At 67.5% G+C, this 19,556-nt stretch carries 15 protein-coding genes; 7 read left to right on the forward strand and 8 right to left on the reverse strand.

Features of this window, described 5'->3' with window-relative positions; genetic code table 11:
• Positions 1-603: 603 nt before the first annotated feature.
• Complete coding sequence (locus tag IEX72_RS08175; RefSeq protein ID WP_188786893.1) at positions 604-936, reverse strand: non-histone chromosomal MC1 family protein; 333 nt, start codon at positions 934-936, stop codon at positions 604-606.
• A gap of 265 nt (positions 937-1,201) precedes the next feature.
• Between IEX72_RS08175 and IEX72_RS08180 the strand changes: the two genes are divergently transcribed.
• Together IEX72_RS08180 and IEX72_RS08185 are read left to right on the forward strand one after the other, a co-directional pair.
• A complete protein-coding gene (locus IEX72_RS08180) occupies positions 1,202-1,399 on the forward strand; it encodes a hypothetical protein (RefSeq protein WP_188786894.1) in 198 nt (65 codons plus the stop codon).
• Positions 1,400-1,476: 77 nt separating this feature from the next.
• The gene (locus tag IEX72_RS08185) at positions 1,477-2,535 is read left to right on the forward strand and encodes a quinone-dependent dihydroorotate dehydrogenase (protein WP_188786994.1); all 1,059 of its coding nucleotides are present in this window, start codon (positions 1,477-1,479) and stop codon (positions 2,533-2,535) included.
• Between the two features lie 33 nt (positions 2,536-2,568).
• Here the strand turns inward: IEX72_RS08185 and IEX72_RS08190 are convergent, their stop codons facing one another.
• The 3 genes from IEX72_RS08190 to pheS form a co-directional block, all read right to left on the reverse strand.
• Positions 2,569-5,202, reverse strand: a complete 2,634-nt coding sequence (locus tag IEX72_RS08190) for a valine--tRNA ligase (RefSeq protein WP_188786895.1) — start codon at positions 5,200-5,202, stop codon at positions 2,569-2,571.
• Positions 5,203-5,420: 218 nt separating this feature from the next.
• The gene (gene pheT, locus IEX72_RS08195; protein WP_188786896.1) at positions 5,421-7,196 is read right to left on the reverse strand and encodes a phenylalanine--tRNA ligase subunit beta; all 1,776 of its coding nucleotides are present in this window, start codon (positions 7,194-7,196) and stop codon (positions 5,421-5,423) included.
• A complete protein-coding gene (pheS, locus tag IEX72_RS08200) occupies positions 7,196-8,719 on the reverse strand; it encodes a phenylalanine--tRNA ligase subunit alpha (protein ID WP_188786897.1) in 1,524 nt (507 codons plus the stop codon). Before pheS ends, pheT begins: the two co-directional genes overlap by 1 nt.
• Before the next feature lie 150 nt (positions 8,720-8,869).
• Here pheS and IEX72_RS08205 point away from each other — a divergent pair, with 150 nt between their 5' ends.
• Positions 8,870-9,157, forward strand: a complete 288-nt coding sequence (locus tag IEX72_RS08205; protein WP_188786898.1) for an amphi-Trp domain-containing protein — start codon at positions 8,870-8,872, stop codon at positions 9,155-9,157.
• A gap of 101 nt (positions 9,158-9,258) precedes the next feature.
• Positions 9,259-9,879 carry a DUF7718 family protein gene (locus IEX72_RS08210; protein WP_188786899.1) on the forward strand — a complete coding sequence of 207 codons (621 nt, stop codon included), beginning with the start codon at positions 9,259-9,261 and terminating at the stop codon, positions 9,877-9,879.
• A 366-nt stretch (positions 9,880-10,245) separates the two neighbouring features.
• Here the strand turns inward: IEX72_RS08210 and IEX72_RS08215 are convergent, their stop codons facing one another.
• Together IEX72_RS08215 and endA are read right to left on the reverse strand one after the other, a co-directional pair.
• Entirely contained in the window at positions 10,246-11,934 is a 1,689-nt protein-coding gene (locus IEX72_RS08215) for a tryptophan--tRNA ligase (protein ID WP_188786900.1), read from the reverse strand.
• Complete coding sequence (gene endA / locus IEX72_RS08220; RefSeq protein WP_188786901.1) at positions 11,931-13,142, reverse strand: tRNA-intron lyase; 1,212 nt, start codon at positions 13,140-13,142, stop codon at positions 11,931-11,933. The genes IEX72_RS08215 and endA overlap by 4 nt, the downstream gene beginning before the upstream one ends.
• Positions 13,143-13,687: 545 nt before the next feature.
• Between endA and IEX72_RS08225 the strand changes: the two genes are divergently transcribed.
• Complete coding sequence (locus IEX72_RS08225) at positions 13,688-13,876, forward strand: hypothetical protein (protein WP_188786902.1); 189 nt, start codon at positions 13,688-13,690, stop codon at positions 13,874-13,876.
• 142 nt (positions 13,877-14,018) lie between these two features.
• Here the strand turns inward: IEX72_RS08225 and IEX72_RS08230 are convergent, their stop codons facing one another.
• Together IEX72_RS08230 and IEX72_RS08235 are read right to left on the reverse strand one after the other, a co-directional pair.
• A complete protein-coding gene (locus tag IEX72_RS08230) occupies positions 14,019-14,804 on the reverse strand; it encodes an endonuclease NucS domain-containing protein (RefSeq protein ID WP_188786903.1) in 786 nt (261 codons plus the stop codon).
• An 86-nt stretch (positions 14,805-14,890) separates the two neighbouring features.
• Positions 14,891-17,233: a DEAD/DEAH box helicase gene (locus IEX72_RS08235; protein ID WP_188786904.1), complete on the reverse strand. Its 2,343-nt coding sequence runs from the start codon at positions 17,231-17,233 to the stop codon at positions 14,891-14,893.
• Positions 17,234-17,628: 395 nt separating this feature from the next.
• On the opposite strand from IEX72_RS08235, the gene lipA reads away from it, so the two are divergent.
• Positions 17,629-18,561, forward strand: coding sequence for a lipoyl synthase (gene lipA, locus IEX72_RS08240; protein ID WP_188786905.1), 933 nt, complete (start codon positions 17,629-17,631; stop codon positions 18,559-18,561).
• A gap of 79 nt (positions 18,562-18,640) precedes the next feature.
• Positions 18,641-19,540, forward strand: a complete 900-nt coding sequence (locus IEX72_RS08245) for a mechanosensitive ion channel family protein (protein ID WP_188786906.1) — start codon at positions 18,641-18,643, stop codon at positions 19,538-19,540.
• Positions 19,541-19,556 lie beyond the last annotated feature (16 nt).

Consider the following 19,556-nt stretch of genomic DNA (forward strand, 5'->3'; position numbering starts at 1 on the left):
TCACCGAACCACCAAGGCTAACATCAGATTCCATCGTGTACGGCGGACCGCAGGGGTGGAATCCTCATCTCTTGCGGACTTGAACGTACACCGGACGAGCCCATAAAGGCGTCGGTCCGAGTGTGTTGCCGGCCGAAGCCGGCGTTCAGGTCCGCGCTCGAAAGTTCTTCGACCGGACCGTCCCGGCCGGGCTTCCGCGTATTATTCCGAATGGCTGGGTAACATAAAACCCCGTCGAACTGTCCCCGCTTCGTTATGCGGTTTCACACCGCGGTCGGTGGGTAGCAAGTCGGTGACACGGCGGGGTCGGAAGCGGTTCAACGCGGTGGGATACGAGCTGCTCCGGAGCGTCAGCCGAGGTGAGAGGAGTGTGGCGCGGCAGGAGGCCGACACGTCATCCCACGCGTTCGACGTGTGGTCGTGCCGGATGATAACCGCGCGGGGACAACTCCTCTCGGCGCGAATAAACCGGTGTCGAACGCCGCCGGCCCTCCGGCGGCGACGGCGTCGGTCTGAGGACGGGAGGCCAGAAGCGATGGCCGTGCTGTGGTCCCGCTACCACCGCCGGAGCGGGAGGTCCGGAGCGTCTCAGGGGGACCGACGCTACGTGTCGGTGTGTTCGATCCGCTGTTTGGAGACATTACCCCGCATAACGCTCGACACGTTGTTTTCCTTCATCCACCCCGGCTTGGTGTTCGGGGCGGTGTCCTCCCACGCCCACGCGTGGTAGATATGAACCCGGTCGGTCCCGCGTTCCAAGAGCCGGATCTCCGTCGGGTCGGCCTCGGCGTCGGATTCCGAGTCGTACGATTCGTACCCATCGAGCCGTCTTGCGGCCTTCAACGCCGCCTGGCGCGGCATCTCACCGGTGAACTGCTTGGTCTTTTCTCCGTCTTCGAGCATCACGAAGTTTCGTTTACCGTCCTCGCGTACCATTGAGTGACACCCCTGTGTCAACTCAGCACACAGTTCGACATAAATATATCGGCAAAACCGGGTGCGGCGTCGGGGACGACCCGACCGCCCAACGCGCTGCTGTGATCCGGACGGGGCGACCGCCACGCGTCGCCCCGACGCGGCCCCGGCAGGCGCCGTAGCGCTCAACGGGGCGCACGGCTCCGGAGAGACTCCCGTGACCGCGCCGGGGTATCAAACGACACATATGTATATCGCGCGGCAAATGGTCCCGTAGACACCGCCGATGGTCCGGAAAAAGAAGCTCTCTCCGAGTGGCGCGAAGGACGAAGACGGCGAGTACCACAACGTCCACGTCAACCTCCACGAGGACGAACTCGCTGTCGCCGGGATGGACATCGGCGATGAGGTGTTCGTTCGGGTGCGGGACGGAAAGATAATCATCCAGAAGGCCGACACCGACGCGGTCGAACACGACTTCTGAACCGCGATGACCGGGAGAACCGAACGATCTGCGATCGACCGGACGGCGGGTGGCCCGTGGGGGACAGGCACCGCGTGATCCGCGCCGCGTACCGCGCGCTCCGGCCGGCGCTGTTCTCCGTGCCCGCCGAGACCGCCCACCGGACGGTCCACGCGGGGTTGCGGGCGGTCCAACACACCCCGGTCGAGGATCTGCTCTCCGGCCGCTTCACGCGCGACAACGACCGACTCGCGGTCGAGGCCTTCGGGCAATCCTTCCCGAACCCAGTCGGTGTTGCGGCCGGCTTCGACAAGAACGCCGAACTCCCCGCAGCGCTCTCCGCGCTCGGGTTCGGCCACGTCGAGGTCGGCGGCGTCACCGCCGACCCACAGCCCGGCAACCCCCGTCCGCGGATGTTCCGGCTTGCTGAGGACCGGGGCCTCGTCAACCGGATGGGGCTGAACAACGAGGGCGCGGCGGCGGTCGGCGACCGTCTCCGGACCGCACCCGACCCCGGAGTCCCGGTCGGCGTCAACATCGCGCTCTCGGAGTCCGTCGCCGCCGCCGACGCCCCCGCGGACTACCGCAAAACCTACCAACACATCGGTGACGCCGCCGACTACGTCGCGGTAAACGTCTCGTGTCCGAACAGCGAGGGCGTCCGCGACCTCCAGAACCGTGCCTCCCTGGAGGCGATCCTCGGGGGACTGGTCGACGCCGGCGCCTCGCCGCTCCTGGTGAAGCTCTCGCCGGACCTTCCTGGCCCAGCGATCGAGGAGGCGCTTGCCGTCGTCGACGACTACGACCTCGACGGCGTGATCGCGGTCAACACCACCACCGACCGCCCCGAAGGACTGGCAGACCCGACCCGGGCCGAGCGGGGCGGTCTCTCCGGCGCACCCATCGAGGATCGCGCCACAGAGACGGTCCGGTTCGTGGCCGAGCGGGTTGATGTCCCCGTGATCGGCGTCGGCGGCGTCTCCGATGCGACGGGAGCGTACGCGAAGATCCGTGCCGGGGCGAGCCTGGTGCAGCTGTACACCGGCTTGGTCTACGAGGGGCCGACGCTCGCCCGCGACATCAACGACGGGCTCGTAGACATGCTGGAGCGGGACGGCTTCGACAGCGTCGACGACGCCGTCGGCGCCGACCTGTAGCGCAGGGGAAGAAACGAGAGGCAGCGCGGCGCGCTACGCCTCGCGGTGAACGATCACGACCGCGTCGTCGGACTCGATCATCTCGCCGTCGCCGGTGTACTGTCGCTCTTTTTCGATCTCGAACATGTCCGCGTTGAGTTCGGCGCCCGCGGCGTGGAGCACACCGTCAACGACCTCGTACTCGCCGGCCTCGATCCCGGCCTCGATGTCGGGCACCTGGCTGCCGAACTCGGGACCAACAAGCGAGTAGTCGAGGTCGACGCCGGTCACAACCGACTCAACTTCGGGCCGGGTCCGGAGTGCGTTGAGTTCTTCGACGTGCATCACCCCGGAGATGTCGGCCTCGAAGCCGGAGATGTCGCCCCACACGTCAACGCGGTCGAGAGGTTCGTTCATCGGAAGTTGGTCCTCGCTTTTGTACTTCCGGAGCGCGCCCACGACCGCCATCGCGGTCTCGCCGGCCGCGAAGTCGGCGTCGATCCCGAGCGGGTCGGGCCACCCGCTCGTGTGCACACTCTCCTCCCCGTGCATATCGTGCCACAGTTCCTCGGTGACGTGTGCGAGAGTCGGCGAGAACAGCTTCAGGAACCGCCGATGGGCGAGCTGCAGGGTGTACGCCGCCGAGTCGGCCGCGGCGTCGCCGTCGCCGCCCGCGCGGATCCGCTGTTTGGCGATCTCCAAGTAGTCGTCACAGAAGGTGTGCCAGAAGAACCCCCGTAGCTCGTCGCGGGCCTTCGAGAACTCTCGGCTCTCGAACCAGCCGGTGAGCCGCTCGATCTCCCGGTCCAGCGACGCCAGCAGCCACCGATCGAGTTCGGTCAGGTCGTGGTGGTCGACTGCGTCGGGGGCGGGCGCCTCAGCGGTGAGGCTCTCGACGAGTTTCGACGCGTTCCACAGCTTCTGGAGGAGTTTCTCGCCCGCCCGGAGCCCCTTCTCGGAGTACGGGAGGTCGTCGCCCACCGCCGACCCCGCCGCCCAGTAGCGCGCGGCGTCGACCGGGAATTCCGAGACCACCTCGTCGGGGTCAACGACGTTGCCCTTTGATTTCGACATCTTCTCCCGATTCTCGTCGAGCACCATCCCGTTGATCATGACGCTGTCGAACGGCACCTCGCCGGTGTGCTCGTAGCATTTCACGACCGTATGGAACAGCCAAAACGAAATGATGTCGTGGCCCTGCGGCCGGAGGTCGAACTGGTAGAGTTCGGGGTTCTCGAACGTGAATTCTTCCGCCCCCTCGTCCCAGTCCCACCCGGCGTTGATCAGCGGCGTCAACGACGAGGTCGCCCACGTGTCGAAGACGTCGTCCTCCGGAACGAACTCGTCGTGGCCACACTCCGGGCAGGTCCCGACCGGCGGGTCGTCCACGAGTGGGTCCACCGGGAGGTCGGCCTTGTCGGCAACGACGACCTCGTCACAGGCGTCGCAGTACCACACCGGAAACGGGATGCCCGACGACCGCTGCCGGGAGATGGCCCAGTCCCACTGGAGCCCCTCGATCCAGTTCCGATAGCGAGTAAACATCTTGTCGGGGTACCAGTCCATCTCCCGACCCGCCGCGAGATACTCGTCGGTCTTGTCGAGGAGTTCGACGTACCACTGCTCTTTCACCAGGAACTCCACTCCAGTGCCACATCGTTCGTGGACGTTGACGGTGTGGGTGATCTCCCACCGGTCTAAGAGCGCGCCGGTTTCGTCGAGATCTTCGACAATCGCCTCGCCGGCCTCGTCGGCCGAAAGCTCCTCATACTCGCCGGCAACCTCGGTCAGCGTCCCCGACTCGTCGATCGCGATCCGGAGGTCGAGGTCGTGGGCCTGGTACCACTCGATGTCGGTCTGATCGCCGAAGGTACAACACATCACGATCCCGGAGCCGGTCTCCATATCGACTCGGTCGTCTTCGATGATGGGAACGTCCTGCCCGAACAGCGGCACTTCGGCTCGCTCGCCGACGAGGTACTGGTTTTCGTCGTCGTCGGGGTGGACGAACACCGCGACACACGCCGGCAGGAGCTCCGGTCGGGTCGTGGAGATGGTGAACGTCTCCTCGCGACCCGCAATCGAAAACGCGATGTCGTGGAAGTGGCTCGGTTGCTCGTCGTCCTCGGTTTCGACCTGCGAGATCGCGGTTTCGCACTCCGGACACCAGATCGCGGGCGCGCGCTGGCGGTACTCTCTACCCTGGTCGTAGAGGTCGACAAAGGAGAGCTGGGAGACCCGCGTGACCTCGGGGGAGATGGTCTGGTAGGTCTGCTCCCAGTCAATGGAGATCCCGAGACGCTGCATCTTCTCGGTGAACTCCGCCTCGTAGCGGTCACAGACCTCCCGGGTCATCTCCTGGAACTCCCGGCGGCCGTACTCTTGGTGCCGGACGCCGAGTTCGTCCTCCGCGAGCCGCTCGGAGGCGATCCCGTTGTCGTCGTACCCGAACGGGAAGTAGACGTCCTCGCCGCGCATGCGGTTGAACCGAGCGACGAAGTCCTGGAGGGTGAAGCCGTAGACGTGGCCCCAGTGGAGGCTCCCCGATACTGTCGGCGGCGGCGAGTCGATCGAAAAGGCGGTGTCGGGGTCGGCTGCGTCGCCGTTGTAGGCGTAGCGGTTCGCCTCGACCCACCGGTCCTGCCACTTCGCCTCGACGGTCTCGGGGTCGTAGTCTCCGCTCGGCATTCTCGGGCGAAGATACCGGCCGGCGGGCTGTTAAGTGGCTCGATTGGCGGGCCGAGGCGGTAGGCAGAGCGACGTCGAAGCGCCGATCGGCGTATGCGGAGACCGTTGTTTGAGCGTACGCCGGCCGGATAGCCGCCAGCGGGTGGGAATGGAAGGGGGGCTTCCAGGACGGTCACGCTTCCGTCCCCACCAGTTCCGGATCTAACGGGACAGTATGCCTACTCTTCGCCCAACGCCGACAGCTCGAACTCGAAGCCCGCGACCGGGAGTTCCAGGTCGTGTTCCACCAGAACCGCGGGGTGGATCTCGCCCACGACGCCGACCGCCTCGCCGTCGATCACGACCGACGCCGCGCGACCGTCGATGAACGAGGGGTGTGCGGTCGGCGGCGTCTCCAACTTCACCCCGAAGCTCCGGCAGAGCGCCTGGAGTCTGGCTTTGGCGTCCTCGTAGGTGGCGTCGGTGCGGGCGAGCACGCCCGTGACGTGTCTTGATTCGGCCACGCGGGTGTTGACCGAGTCGTCGCGCTCGGCCACGAACCCGACCTCCGCGAGGTCCTGGGGGTACGCACGATGGGTGTTGTTCTCGAGCACCATCACCAGGGATGGAAGCGCCCACGGCCGCAGGATGGTGTAGTCCTCACTGTACGGCTCGGTGATCTCGACGGGGTCGCCGCCGCCGAGGACGTCGGCCCCGGGTTCGACGTGCATCCGGTCGTGGACCTCCCCCCGGGAGGTCATGTGGAAGTTCAGCAGATCCTCGAACCCGAGTCCGGTCAGAACGTTCCGGGTTACGGCCTCCAGCCGCGAGCGCTCGTGTCGGCCACCAACAGTTCCGACGTCGGGGTAGCGCGGTTCGAGTTCGTCGAACCCGTACGCGCGGCCGACGTCGTCGACGAGATCCAGCGGGTGGAGCACGTCGACGCGGTACGGCGGGATCGACACGTCGTAGGTGGTGTCGGCGTCCCCATCGCCGCTTTCGGCCTCGTCGTCGCCTGCGTCGCCGTCGGCGACGACGGCATCCAGTCCCGACCGCTCGAAGAGGTCGATCACGTCGCGCGCCTTCAGATCGACGCCCAGCATCGTCTCGATCCGGTCGTGGGAGACGGATTTGCTCCGGACCTCGAAGTCGGGGCGCCGGAGCGTCCGGCCGCCGGCGTCGCTACCGCCCTCGTACGCAATCTCGACGTCCTCGATGGTCGCGCCGCGGGCCGACAGTGCGTAGCAGATGATCGCACACATCCGGTCGATGGTCCACTGGTCGGTGCCGGTGAGTTCGATCAGGAGTTCCCGTGAATCGGTCGAGACCTCGGTGCGACGGCCGTTGATCACCGGTGGGAACGAGAACAGCCCGAGTTCGTCGTAGATCGCGGGAGCCCGGTCGTAGTCGGCGACGAGGTCGGCGTAGGTCCGGCCCGTGGAGTGCTCGTGGAGGACCTCCGCGGGAGTCAGTTCGCGATCGCTGTCGAGGGGGACGAAGGTGTCGCCGTCGGGGGCGACCCCGGTATAGGTGATAGAGTTGCCGTCGCTGTCCTCCGAGAGGGTGTCGCCCTTGATCGAGAGCAGGTCGTGGATACCGATCGCGCCCTTCGCGCGCTTCCGCCCCATCGTCGCGTGGAGTTTCTCCTGCAACTGGATCAGCGACTCCAAGGCCGCGTCGTCGAGGTCGACTCCGCGGACGATCGCGCCGGTGACGTACGGTCGCTCGTCGGGCACGTCGCCATCGACCACGAACGTGAAGTCGGGGTCGTTGGTGTCGGGCACGCGGACACCGCGGTCGTCGCCGTACTGATATCTGAGGGATCGGGCAACGCCCTCCACCGACAGGCGGTCGAGCCGGTCGGGACCGAACTCGAACCGGAGCAGACCGTCGTCGGTCTCGCCCTCGAACTCGAGGCCGAGTCCGAACAGGTCATCTTTCAGATCATCGTCGCTTTTCTCGTCGTGGCCGGTCAGGTCCCGCAGCTCGTCGGGATCGATGTCGACGACGGGCATCAGTAGGTCACCTCCGCGCCGCGGAGGAACTCGAGATCCGCAAGCGTCCCGTGCAGGTCGCGGATGTCCTCTGTGCCGGTGGTGAGCATCGCGAGCCGCTCCAACGCCAGCCCCCACGCCATCACGTCGTGGTCGACGCCGAGGGGGTCCAACACCTCGTCGCGGAACATCCCGGAGTTGCCGATCTCGATGAGTTCTCCGGTCGTGGGGTGGCGGCCGAACAGCTCGAACGACGGCTCGGTGTAGGGGTTGTAGTGCGGTTTGAACTGGATGTCGGTGATCCCGAACTGCTCGTAGAACTCCACGAACGTCCCCATCAGATCGCGCACGGAGAGGTCCTCCGCCATCACCCACCCCTCGATCTGGAAGAATTCGAGTAGATGGGTCGCGTCCAGCGTGTCGTTGCGGTAGACCTTCTCCACCGAGAAGAACCGCCGCGGCGGGTCGAGGTCGCCCACCCGTTCGCCCGAGAGGTACCGCATCGACAGCGACGTGGTGTGGCCGCGGAGCGCAACTGCGCGGGCGAACTCCTCGGACCACGGGGAGTGGTAGCCGTCGCCGTCTGCCCCGACACCCTCGCGGTGGGCGGACTCAACGCGGTCGACCAGGTCCGCGGGGAGGTCGTCGATCGGCGGGGTGTCCAGAGCGAACCGGTCCCAGTGGGTCCGCGCGGGGTGGTCCTGGGGCATGAACAGGCAGTCGTTGATCCAGAAGTCCGCGTCGGCGTGGGGGCCGTCCATCTCCTGAAAGCCCATCCCCACGAGCACGTCCGTCACGCGTTCGGCGGCCTGTCTGAGGACGTGGGTGGTGCCGCCCTGAACCGCAGGCGCGTCGGCCTCAACGTTGTAGTCGGCGAACTCGACGTCTTCCCACTCCCCGGATGTCAGGAGTTCGGGGGTCAGCCGGTCGACCGTCTCAGCAGTTTCGACGCCCTCCATCAGTGCCGTCACGCCCGCGTCGGTGAGCGTGGCCGATCGCTCGGTCCGGTCGCGGCGCGCCGCGAGGTTCCGGGAGACCAGCCGGTCGAGCACCTCGTTGTCGACAGTATCGACGGCCTCGTCCGCGACGAGGGCGGCGAGCGCGTCGGCCTCGGGGTCGGCCTCGGGGTCGGCCTCGGGGTCCACCGAGAGGTCGCCGCTGTCGATGTTGCCATACCCTTTCCGGCCGAAATTCGCCAGCGCAATGTCGACCGCGTCGCCGGCGAGGTCGGCCGCGCCGATGACCTGGCCCATCGAGACCGCGTCCTCGTCGGCGCTGGCGCCGGCGCCGGCGCCGACCGCCGCGCGGTAGAGCCGGGTCTCCGGCAGCCCCGAATCGACGTACGTCCGTCCCTCGTCGGTGGGTTCGTACTCGACGGTCTCGCGTTCGGCCACCTCGAGCAGGCCCTCGTCCCGCAGCTCGAAGACGGCCCGCGTGGCGGCCTCGGGTTCGAGTTCCGCCGCCGCGGCGAGTCGGTCGATCGGCGTTTCCTCAGTCGCGCTCGCGGCGTTCAAAACCGCGACCTGTGGTTCGGGGAGTTGCATTCTGTGATGTGTCCAGTGATGTCGGTCGTTGTGAGGGCTACCGGCCGGCCGGAAGTTAGGGGTTCCGAAGAGTGGGCGGCGAGTTCGGGGCAGCGACCCCCGACGTATCCGAGCACAGAGTTTTATGACCGACCGGGCCGTCGTGTGCGTATGCCCGAAGACGTCCTTTTCGACTCGGAGAACAGACAGAGCCGAGCCGAGGTCGCGTCCTACTTGCGAACGTTCGCGGACAAACTCGACGGCGACGGCCCGATCACCCTGACCGCGGGCGGGCAGTCGGTGACGATCGATCCCCCGGAACAGCCCACGTTCGAGGTGAAAGCCGAACGCGAGGGACCCGCGGACGCGCCGGGCGAACTGAGCGTCGAGTTCGAGATCGAGTGGGACGAAGAGCAGAGCGGGGAGAGTGCAGAGAGCAGCGAACTCTCGATCGAGTAGTCCCACCCACCTTTTTTATTGCGTCGGGTGCGCCTGCGGCGCACCCCTCCGCGTGGGCGGCGTACCGGGAACTTAATTGGCAACTCTCTGAACTGGCGTTCATGTCGCTGCCCTCGCCGCCCGCCGGGTACGACGTCTCGAAGGCCGTCGAGGCGAGTACGTCGAACTGCGTCCTCACAGTCGGGTTCGATCGACAGTCGAACCATATCCCGCGGTTCATCGTCCAACTCCACTACCGGATCGATATCAACCCCATTCGGTGGGAGGCCATCGCCCGGATGGATCACAACGAAACTGCCGCACTCGGACACAATATCTATCAGGAGGGCCTCCACGTCGACGCCGCCCGTCGGTCCCACCCGCCCGTGAAGCTCCGCCCCTCGCACAGTCCACTCCCTGCGAGTCGGGGACGGGTGATCCGCGCCTGTACCGACTATCTCGATGTGAACACAGGCTACTTTGTCGACGTCTACGAAGGCAACGTGAGTCCGGGATCGCCGCCACGGTGGCCCGATGGGGGCCAGACACCATCCAGATTTATACGCTCGCGTGACATACTTGAGGATATGAGTCGGGAATCGACAGCGGAAGACCCCCTCTCCACGGGCGAGTTGACCGACCTGCTCGCCGACGCAGAGGGGACCACACCGGAGTCCATCGAGCACGGGGCCGAAGAGATCGAGATCGCGCCCCCGGGCGACGCGAGCGTCGTCGACGAGTAGGGTCCCGTTTTTCAGGTCTGGCGTCAGTACGTCGGTGTGGTGGCAAGTGCCGACGTTTCGATCTCTTCACGTAGCCACGGGGGTGTGCGCTCAACGAACTGAAGGGTGTGATGTGTGACCACGGGTGCGATCCCGAGCAGGAGTGTGGAGGCCTGACGGACGACGACCGGAACTGAGAGCAACTCGTCGACGACGCACAGCACTCGGTCGGGGTTCAGTCCAGAGGATTCAGATACCGCGAGCGACCGAAGGGAGCGAGCGGGCCAAGGAACCCTCGACAGAGCGGCGAAGCCGCGACTGAGGGGGTGACGCCGAGCTTTTGCCAGCGAGGGAACGAAGTGACCGAGCGCAGCAAAAGGTCGGGGTTTATCGGTCGCCGGGCGCGACGCCCCGCCGCGACGACTCAAGCGAGATGTCGAGGTCCTCGAGGAGTTCCTCCGCCTCCTCGCGTTTCTCCTGGTGGTCCTCGAGGAACTCCTTCATGAGTTCGGCGGCCTGCTCCTTGCACCCGCCGCAGAGCCGCTCGCCGCCGACGCACTCGTCGTAGACCCGCTTTGCGAACTCGTCGTCGTCGCCCGACAGCAGGTAGGCGTACAGTTCGTATACTGGACACTCGTCGGCCTCACCGCCGAGTTCGCGCTGCTTCTCTGCGGTATCGCGACCGCCCGTCGTCGCAGCCTTCACCTTGTCGTAGCCGTCCTCGGGGTCGTCGAGCAAGGAGATGTGCGACGCCGGGATCGACGACGACATCTTCCCGCCCGTCAGCCCGGTCATGAACCGGTGGTAGACCGACGACGGGGGAACGAAGCCGTAGCCGCCGTGGTCGAGTTCGACCTCGCGGGAGAGGGCTTCCGCCGCCTCGCGGTCGAGGTCGAAGGCGTCGACGTGGGCGTCGTACCGTCGCTTCTCGCCGTCGATCGCCTCGATCAGCGCCTCGAACGCCTCGTCGGTGGCGTTGGCGTCGAGGAACCGGACGCGAGGGCGGAGCGGCTCCATCCCGGCGTTCTCCAGCTTCTCCGCCGCCGACTCCCGGACGCTGTCGGCGACGACGCCGAGAGGATCGAGGGTATCGGCGTCGGCTTCCCGGAGCCACGTCGCGGCCGCCTCACATCGCGGGCGGTCGGGCTCGTCGGCGTAGTCGTCGCGTCTTTCGTACACCGCGCCGACCAGCGCGCGCTCGGCGTCGGTGAGCTCGAAGCTCGCGTACGCTTCGGTGACTTTGAAATACCGCATCCGCGCGGCGAGGTCGCGGGCGAACCGGACGTGGGGATCCTGGTCGGGGCCGACCGGGATCACGGTCGGTTTCGGCTCCTCCAGTTGCGGATAGAGCATGTCCGCCATCTGGGTGACAACCGACTCCATGTGTGAGACGTTGGTCTCGCCGTCGAAACCGTAGATGCCCTGGAACTCCGAGAAGTTGGCTTTCGATCCCAACTCGAAGGCCAGATCCTGGAGCTCCCGGTTGTCCGACTGGCGGTAGAGCTCACCCTCATCGGGATCGAACCCCAGCGCCAGCAGGCTCAGGAGGTAATCCCGGGCGTGCTCGTCGATCTCAGCCCACGTCATCCCGCGGGCGGCGTGGGCCTCCAAGTCGGCGAGCAGCCCGTAGGCGTCGGCGCCCTGCTCTTGATGCCAGATGATCTCGTCGAACACCAGTTTGTGGCCGATGTGGGGGTCGCCGGTGGGCATAAACCCCGACAGCACTGCGGCGTCGTCGCCCTCTCGGAGCGCGTCCGCGACGGGGGCGTAGTCGCGGTGGCCGAAGATGACCCCGCGGCGCATCAGGTAGTGGGGGTTCGGCACACCGGGGAGGACGTCGTCGAACTCCCCGATGCCGAACTCCTCGAAGAGCTTCCGGTAGTCCGAGACAGTAGAGGATCCCCACGGGTCGAGGGCGACGTCGTCGGCGCCGGCTGCCCCCTCGGTGCCGCCGTCGGGGGCGAACGTTTCGCTGTCGACCGGGCGCGCCGGTCGCTGTCGCTCGTGGTCGTCCTCGGCGACTGGCGTCGCCTGTGGGCCGTCCTCGCCGTGCCGGGAGTCGTCGTCTCGTGTCATGGGGTGATTCGGGCTACCGAGAGCCAGCCTATCCGTCCGTTGGCCGCGGTGCGCGCAAAAACCATTCGCTTCCGAACCCCGCCGGCCAGCCGGACATCGAGCGAGAGGTCCCGCAGGGAGACGGTGTGGTTGAGGGGCACAACACGCACCAAGTCAGCCGAGTGGGTCAGAGAGTCAACGCCGGCGAAGTCGTCGTACACCCGGAAGTCCGCACCGAATTTGAACCCGCTTTTGGGGACGACACCCCGCCCCCGGAGCGCGGCGTAGACCCGCAGCCGGCGGTCGAACCGGTCACCCTCGACCGACTGACCGCGCGCGACCACCGCTTCGGGATCGACACCGAGGACGCCCCGCTGGGCGAGGTATGCGGCCTCAACGAGGGAGAACTGGAGCGGGCCCGAGTCCGCGTTGCGGCCGAACAGCCGCTGGCCGTAGAACCGCGACTCGTAAAGCGCCTCGGCGGCCTCATAACAGACGACACGGTCCGCCAGCAGGTCGGCGTCGGCCGACTCGGGGAGGGCCGCGTCGGGGCCGGCTTCGATGGTTCCAACCGCGGCCGCGTCGGCGCCAACCGCAGGACTGTCGGGGCCAACCTCGGGGTCGGCGTCGGTGTCGAAGTAGGTGAGTTCGCCGTCCTCGTCGACCACCGCGAGCACGACGCCCCCGAGCGACGCCGCTGGGACGCCCTCGCGCTCGCCGACCACACGCACCCGGTAGGCCACCTCGTCGTCCCACGGCCCCTTGCCGCGCGGGTAGACCACGAAGTCGGCCTCGGAGCCGACATCGGAACCGCCCGGCGCGGCGCCGTCGAAGTCGTCGTGCCTACTGTCGCCGGGGTCGCCGTCCGCCCGCGCGTCAGTCCCGGGCCACGCCGGGCGGGCGGGCGAGAGGTAAAACCCCCGATCCCGGAGGTCCTTGTAGACGGTGAACCGGAGTGCGGTCCCGGTCCGCGCGAGGAACGCCCGGAAACCGAGTCGGTCTTTATCGGCCTCGACAGCGGCGTTCACGGGCGATTCCGACTCGGCGTTCGCCTCCGGCACGTCGACGACGTTGTCGAGGTCACCGCGGGAGAGCAGATGCGCGGCTTCGACAGGCGCGAGCTCGATCCGGTTGCGGTCGAGCGGCCGGCCGTAGCCGTGGGCGTCGTAGAACCGTTGTCTGGCGTCGCCGCCGACCCGGACCACGCCATCGGCCAGTGTCCCGTCCATACCCACTCTGGCGCCCGGCCGCGACATAGGGGCTGCGGTGCGGCCACGGCGCCGCGGGCGTGGGGTCCGGGTCAGGTCTCACTTCGACGGCAGCGAGAGCGGGTGCCGCACGGACGGCTGCCCCGGGAGAGAATTCGCGTGACTCGGCGTCGTAGACACCCAGCGTCCCGACCGTCAGCCCGGCGGAAGTGGTGAGGTTCGCGCTGAGATACGCCCGGATCCCCAGTCGGATCACCGCGTCGCTCCGGGACTCAAGGCAGGGACCGGCCACGTCCGGGGCGCTCATCACGCCCTCGTCTCCGAGGGTGGTGAACGTGCGGATGGAGCCTTCGCGGTCCATCGTGTCCCACTCTTCGGCCCCGCCGTGACACGCCGGGAGCTCCTGGCTGTGCTCGCCGATGATGGTCACCAACGCCCGGTCGGCGCCGAAATGTGCGGCCGCGAGGTCGGTGACTCGCTCCAGTGACGACACCACCGCGTCGTCCTGGAGGTCGTGCGAGCGGAGTGCGGCCACCCGCTCTGAGTCGGTCTGCGGCACCGGGTAGGTGGTCTATGGCTTCGCCTCGACAACCGTCCGGACGAGTTGCGTCGGCCGCGGTGGCGGCGGTCGCGAACTCGAACGTGGGGCCGGCGCCATCGAACGCCGCGTCGAGCGTCTCGACCGTGTCGGCTCGGGCGCCGTCGTCGGGATCGACACAGAAAATGCGGCGTGCCATCGGTGGGTGGCTGAGTGAGTTGGCCGGATGTCGTATGTACGTACCGGCCGCCTCAACAACGGGCGGGACTGCGGTCGGCTCCTAAGTAGTGCTCTGTGCGTGCCGCCGAGAGCAACCTCCGCCGACGGCGGGCGGCGAAACGAGTCCGGAGTGCTCGTCGTCACTTACCGAATCGCTCGCAGCTCCCGTCGAGACACCGCCTGCCGCGGTCGGTCTCGAACGTCGGCAACCCGCAGTCGCACTGGCCGTCGACAACACCCGCCGGGACGGAAAACGCGGTCTCGCAGTCGGGGTAGGCGTCACACCCCGCGAGCAGCCGGCCGCCCCGCCGGATGATCCGAAGGTCCGACCCGCACTCGGGGCAGGTCCAGTCGCCGTCGAACCGCTCGCGGACAGCGTCGTCAAGCGACTCGCACGACCGGTCCAGACACACCTCGAACGTGTCGCCGGCGTCCGCGCGGATCGTTGGGAGGCCACACGAGGAACACGAGTCGTCGGTGACGGTCGCACCGCGGGGGAGAGGGTAGCGGACGTCGGAGTCAACACCCACGACGTCGCCGCCGGCTCGGATCAGCACCTCGTCGCTCGAGGGGTCGGTCCCGACGGGGACGCCCGCCTCCGAGACGGGGTACTCGGCGCGTCCCGCCGAGCGGTGACAGACCACCCGAAGCACCTGGTCACCGGCGCGGGCGACGATCCCGAACCCTTCGTGATCGTCGACGGTGCCACCGTCTGCTTGTTGCGTCGGAGACGCAGCGCTGGTCTCGACGGTCACGGCGTCGGGACGGGTCAGCCACGCAACGGGCTGGTAGCCGTCGGCGTCGTGGACCAAGGTGGTTCGGTCGGGTTTGATCACGACCACGACCCGGCCGCGCTGGGTCCGGGTGCGGTCGCCCTCAAAGGTCGTCGTGCAGTCGCCGGCGAAGACGCGGATCGTCTCTGACATACGGGGGGTGTGGCCCTGGCATCGGCCAAAGTCCCTTGCGCGAAGGTTCTTGTGAGGTGCGGGGGCAGAGCCTCGATGGCCGACGGTCAGTCCGCGACGTCGACCGTCCGCGTCGCCCGGACCGGATGCAGCGGCTCGTCGGGAAACGTCACCTCGACGGTGAACTCGAGTTCGTCGGCGTCGGCGCCGAACACGCCGACCGGGAGCGTCTCGGAGTCGGTGAGGTAGGTTTCGGTCGCCGTCATCTCGACGCCGTTGACCGTCACGCGGATCCCCACGCTCGCGCCGCCGCCGTCGTTCCGGACGGCCACCTCGCACATCCGATTGGCGCCGGTGGCGATCGAGTCGGGGAACCCCGCCCACGCCACGTCAATCGCGGGGAACGTCCGGGCGTTCTCGACGACCCGGTTTGCGACGCCCTCCGAGAGCCCGGCGCGTCGGAGCTCCGCCGCGCCGGCGTCAACAACCTCGTCGGGGCCGTGGAGCCCGCCGGTGGCGAGCGTCCGGGCCCGCGCCGGACCGATTCCGTCGACCGCGGTCAACCCCACTGCGTCACGGGGGACGCCGTGTTCGACGCGGGCTTCGACCCGACGCGCGAGGTTCGCCGCGCGAGGGCCGGCGAACGCCTCCAGGAACTCCCGGAGCGCGGAGACGAGCCGGAGCGCGTTCTGCCGGATGATCCACGCGTCCGGCCGGAGGTCCGCGGGGGTCGCGTCGTCCATCCCCGCCTGGAGGATCGCGAGCACCTTTCTGGGGCCGTCCTCCAAGTCGGTCGCCGTTCCCGAGAGGACCTCATCGACGGCGTCGGCCTCCGACTGGCGCGCTGACACGGAATGGAACGCCGCGGCGCCCGCGACCGTCTCCAAGATCCCGTCGGCGGAGATGGTCTCCCGCTCGGCGAGGTCCCGGAACCGCGCGGCGGTGTCGAGCCGGAGGTAGTATTTCGAGGCGAGCCGGCTCAGTGTGGTCGCCCCGACCGAAAGATCCTCACCCATCTCCACGAACCCCCGGTCGACCAGGGATTCGAGCGTGTCGCGGACGCGGTCCCGGAGCGTGTCGAAGCCGTACTCGTCGGGCTTCGACCGCGCCCGCTGGTAGTAGAACGTCGTCTCCAGCCACGCCATCACGTCGTCAAGGTCGCGGATCGTCCCCATCGCGATCTCGGCGTTGAGGTGTGAATTCAACTCGGCCGCCAGCCGGGACTCGATCTCTTTGCCCTCGCGGAGGAGCCGCCGGTATTTGTCGGCGTCCGAGCGGTCACAGACCACCCACCCGTAGCCGACGTCGTCGTAGCCGGGTCGGCCGGCGCGCCCGAGCATCTGGAGGATGTCGAGCGGGGACATGTCCACTTCGCCCTCCAGCGGGTCGTGGTACTTCGTATCGCGGATCACGACGCAGCGGGCCGGGAGGTTCACGCCCCACGCGAGCGTCGACGTCGAAAAGAGGAGCTGAATCCGGCCGTCTTTGAACCACTCCTCGACGCGATCCCGGTCGGCCTTCGAGAGTCCGGCGTGGTGGAACGCCACCCCATCCGGGACCCCCTTCGCGAGAGTGTCGTTGCCCAACTCCGCGGCCTCGGTGTGGAAGTCGTAGTCGCCTCGGGCGCCCATCGGGACGTCGCGTTTTGCGATCTCGTCTCTGGCCTTTCCGGCGGCGCGGACCGCGTCCTGGCGGGAGGAGACGAACACCAGCGCCTGGCCGTCGTCGCGGAGGTGTTCTTCTACGAGGTCGATGGCGCGGTAGAGCCGGCGGTACTTGTCGGCGAAGGAGTTGTCGCCGTGGGAGTAGGTCTTCACGTCCGCGTGGAGTGTCACCGGACGGTACGCCTCGCCGAACTCGAAGGTCGTCTCCGGGGGGGCGTCGAGCCACGCCGCCACGTCGTCGATATTGGGCATCGTGGCCGACAGGGCGACGATCCGGGGATCGCAGAGCCGGCGGAACCGCGAGACCGTAACCTCAAGCACGCCGCCGCGTTTGTCGGAGTCCAACAGGTGGACCTCGTCGATGACACAGCAGTCGACGTCGGTCACGAACGCGTAGCGCGCTGAATCGTGTTTCCGCGTGGCGGAGTCGGCCTTCTCGGGGGTCATCACCAGGATGTCCGCGCGCTCGGCGCGCCGGGGGTTCAGCTCCCGCTCGCCGGTCACGACGTACACCGAGTAGCCGAGGTCCTCGAAGCGCTCCCACTCGGCTTCCTTCTCGTTAGTGAGCGCCCGCATCGGAGCGATAAACAGCGCCGTTCCGTTCCGCCGGAGCGTCCGGCAGATCGCGAGTTCCGCGAGGGCGGTCTTGCCGCTCGCGGTCGGGGCGGCGGCGACGACGTTGTCATCGGTGTTGAGGATCGCCGGCGCGGCCTCTCGCTGCATCCGGTTGAACTCCTCGAACCCGAACGCGTCGGCGAACGCCGGGAGGACGTCGGCGACCTTCACGCGGCGCACCTCCGAGTTGCGGCCGGGGGTGAGACCGCCGTCGAGCGTGTCGAGAGCGGCGGAAGCGCCGAAGCCGAACGGGAAGCGTGTAGCAACGGCGGGGCGCGAGTCATACGAGCCACCGGGGACTCCGGGGGGAAAGACGTTTCTCCATCGCCGTCTGGCCGGTCATCGCCAACGGACGTTTTCATACGAAGCCGCGGCCAGGCGACGTGTGACCTGAGAGCGACCCCGCGTCGGGCAGCGGTTGCTCGGCACGCCGGCGCGGGATGCGGGTACGGATGCCGACTGTTCGCTACGATCCGACGCTGACCAGCGTTGGGATGGTCCGATACCGGCCGGGCGGGAGCGTCGCCAACCCCCAGGCTTTTGCTCGGGCGCCCGAAGGGAGAGGTATGAGCAGCAGGCGGAAACCCGACTGGCTGAAGATGCGCCCGCCGTCGGGGCGGCAGTTCACCGACATCAAGGAGACACTCCGGGAGCGCGATCTCCACACGGTCTGTGAGGAGGCCGACTGCCCGAATATGGGAGAATGCTGGAGCGGTCGCAACGGGCCGGGGACGGCGACATTTATGTTGATGGGCGACCGCTGTTCCCGAGGCTGTAACTTCTGCGACGTCGAGACCGGCGGGATGGAGGCGCTGGATCCCGACGAACCAGCGAACGTCGCGGCGGCGGTCGCGGAGATCGGGCTCGATTACGTGGTCCTCACCTCGGTTGACCGCGACGACCTCCCCGACCAAGGGGCGGGCCACTTCGCGAAGACCATCCGTGAAATCAAAGAGCGCGACCCGGGGATCCTGGTCGAAGTGCTGATCCCGGACTTTCGGGGAGAGTCCGACCTCGTCCGGAAGATCATCGACGCCGGGCCGGACGTGATCGCTCACAACATTGAGACCGTCGAGCGCCTCCAGTGGCCGGTCCGGGACCGCCGGGCGGGCTACGACCAGTCGTTGTCGGTGCTCGAACAGGTCTCCGAAGAGTCTGATGTCTACACTAAGACCAGCCTGATGCTCGGGGTTGGCGAGTACGACCACGAGATCTACCGGACGCTGTCGGACCTCCGCGAGGCTGACGTTGACGTGGTCACACTAGGCCAGTACCTCCAGCCCTCCCGGTCGCACCTGGATGTCTTCGAGTACGTCCACCCCGACGCGTTCGAGACGTGGCGCCGCGTCGCCGAGGAGGAGCTCGACTTCCTCTACTGCGCGTCGGGGCCGATGGTTCGGTCGTCGTACAAAGCTGGAGAACTGTTCGTCGACGCTGTGATGCGGGAGGGAAAGACCGTCGAGGCCGCGCGGCGCGAGGCCCGCGCAGCTGGGGACTGATCGGGTGACGCCCGCCGCGACGGGGCGCGGCGGTCGGCACATGTGGGAGTATAAATCGCCGGCCGGGCGACGGGGTCGTATGTCGGACACCGACAGCGACGCGGCTGGGGCACAGGCGACTGTCGGTGGACTTCAGACCGACGCGACGGGGATCACCGGGTTTCTGGGCGACCTGCTCGCCGGCGTGGGGCTGCCGCCACAGCTCGCGGGTGCCGCCGCCGCGGCCGTGGTGTTCGTCGCCGTCTTCCTCGCGGTGTACGCCGGCAGCCGGCTGGTCGTCGTCCCGCTCGTCGAACGACTCCTCGAAAGGCGCAACTTGGACGACCACGTCCGGAAACCGCTCGTGCTCCTGATCTACGGAGTGGTGCTCTTTTTCGGTCTGGTCGCGTTCTCGCTTGCGGGGTTCGGGAACATCCTGGTCGCGCTGTCGACGGTGACCGCCGCGGCGACGCTGGCGGTCGGGTTCGCGATGCAAGACGTGTTGAAGAACTTCGTCGCCGGCGTGTTCATCTACACCGACGAGCCGTTCCGGACCGGCGACTGGATCGAGTGGGAGGGGAACTCCGGCTACATCGAGGACATCAGCCTCCGCGTGAGCCGGGTTCGGACGTTCGACAACGAGCACCTCACAGTGCCGAACTCCCAGCTCACCGACGGCGTGATCAAGAACTACGACAAAAACGGGAAACTCAGGGTGAAGTTCACGTTCCGGATCGGCTTCGAGGACGACATCGACGAGGCCACCGAGATCATCGTCGAAGAAGCCCGGAAGGTGGAGGGGATCCTCGACGACCCCGAGCTGTCGGTCCGGTTGATCGAGATCAACGACGCGTCGTTCGGACTTCAGAGCCGGATCTGGATCGAGGATCCGGGGCAGTCCGACTTCCTGGGGATCCGCGGACGGTTCGTCCAGGGTGTGACCGAACGGTTCGAGGCGGCGGGGACTACCATCCCGTATCCGCACCGGACCGTCGACTGATCGTTGGACCGGGCGG

It is taken from the genome of Halobellus salinus (assembly GCF_014646875.1).
Classification (GTDB): Archaea; Halobacteriota; Halobacteria; order Halobacteriales; family Haloferacaceae; genus Haloquadratum; species Haloquadratum salinum.

Bases quoted from the DNA above. Each gene is read 5' to 3' on its own strand.
- IEX72_RS08205 (WP_188786898.1), top strand. From the start codon at position 8,870: ATGCCCGAAGACGTCCTTTTCGACTCGGAGAACAGACAGAGCCGAGCC.
- IEX72_RS08245 (WP_188786906.1), top strand. From the start codon at position 18,641: ATGTCGGACACCGACAGCGACGCGGCTGGGGCACAGGCGACTGTCGGT.
- IEX72_RS08175 (WP_188786893.1), bottom strand. From the start codon at position 936: ATGGTACGCGAGGACGGTAAACGAAACTTCGTGATGCTCGAAGACGGA.
- IEX72_RS08190 (WP_188786895.1), bottom strand. From the start codon at position 5,202: ATGCCGAGCGGAGACTACGACCCCGAGACCGTCGAGGCGAAGTGGCAG.
- IEX72_RS08230 (WP_188786903.1), bottom strand. From the start codon at position 14,804: ATGTCAGAGACGATCCGCGTCTTCGCCGGCGACTGCACGACGACCTTT.
- lipA (WP_188786905.1), top strand. From the start codon at position 17,629: ATGAGCAGCAGGCGGAAACCCGACTGGCTGAAGATGCGCCCGCCGTCG.
- pheT (WP_188786896.1), bottom strand. From the start codon at position 7,196: ATGCCCGTCGTCGACATCGATCCCGACGAGCTGCGGGACCTGACCGGC.
- IEX72_RS08215 (WP_188786900.1), bottom strand. From the start codon at position 11,934: ATGACACGAGACGACGACTCCCGGCACGGCGAGGACGGCCCACAGGCG.
- IEX72_RS08210 (WP_188786899.1), top strand. From the start codon at position 9,259: ATGTCGCTGCCCTCGCCGCCCGCCGGGTACGACGTCTCGAAGGCCGTC.
- endA (WP_188786901.1), bottom strand. From the start codon at position 13,142: ATGGACGGGACACTGGCCGATGGCGTGGTCCGGGTCGGCGGCGACGCC.
- pheS (WP_188786897.1), bottom strand. From the start codon at position 8,719: ATGCAACTCCCCGAACCACAGGTCGCGGTTTTGAACGCCGCGAGCGCG.
- IEX72_RS08180 (WP_188786894.1), top strand. From the start codon at position 1,202: ATGGTCCGGAAAAAGAAGCTCTCTCCGAGTGGCGCGAAGGACGAAGAC.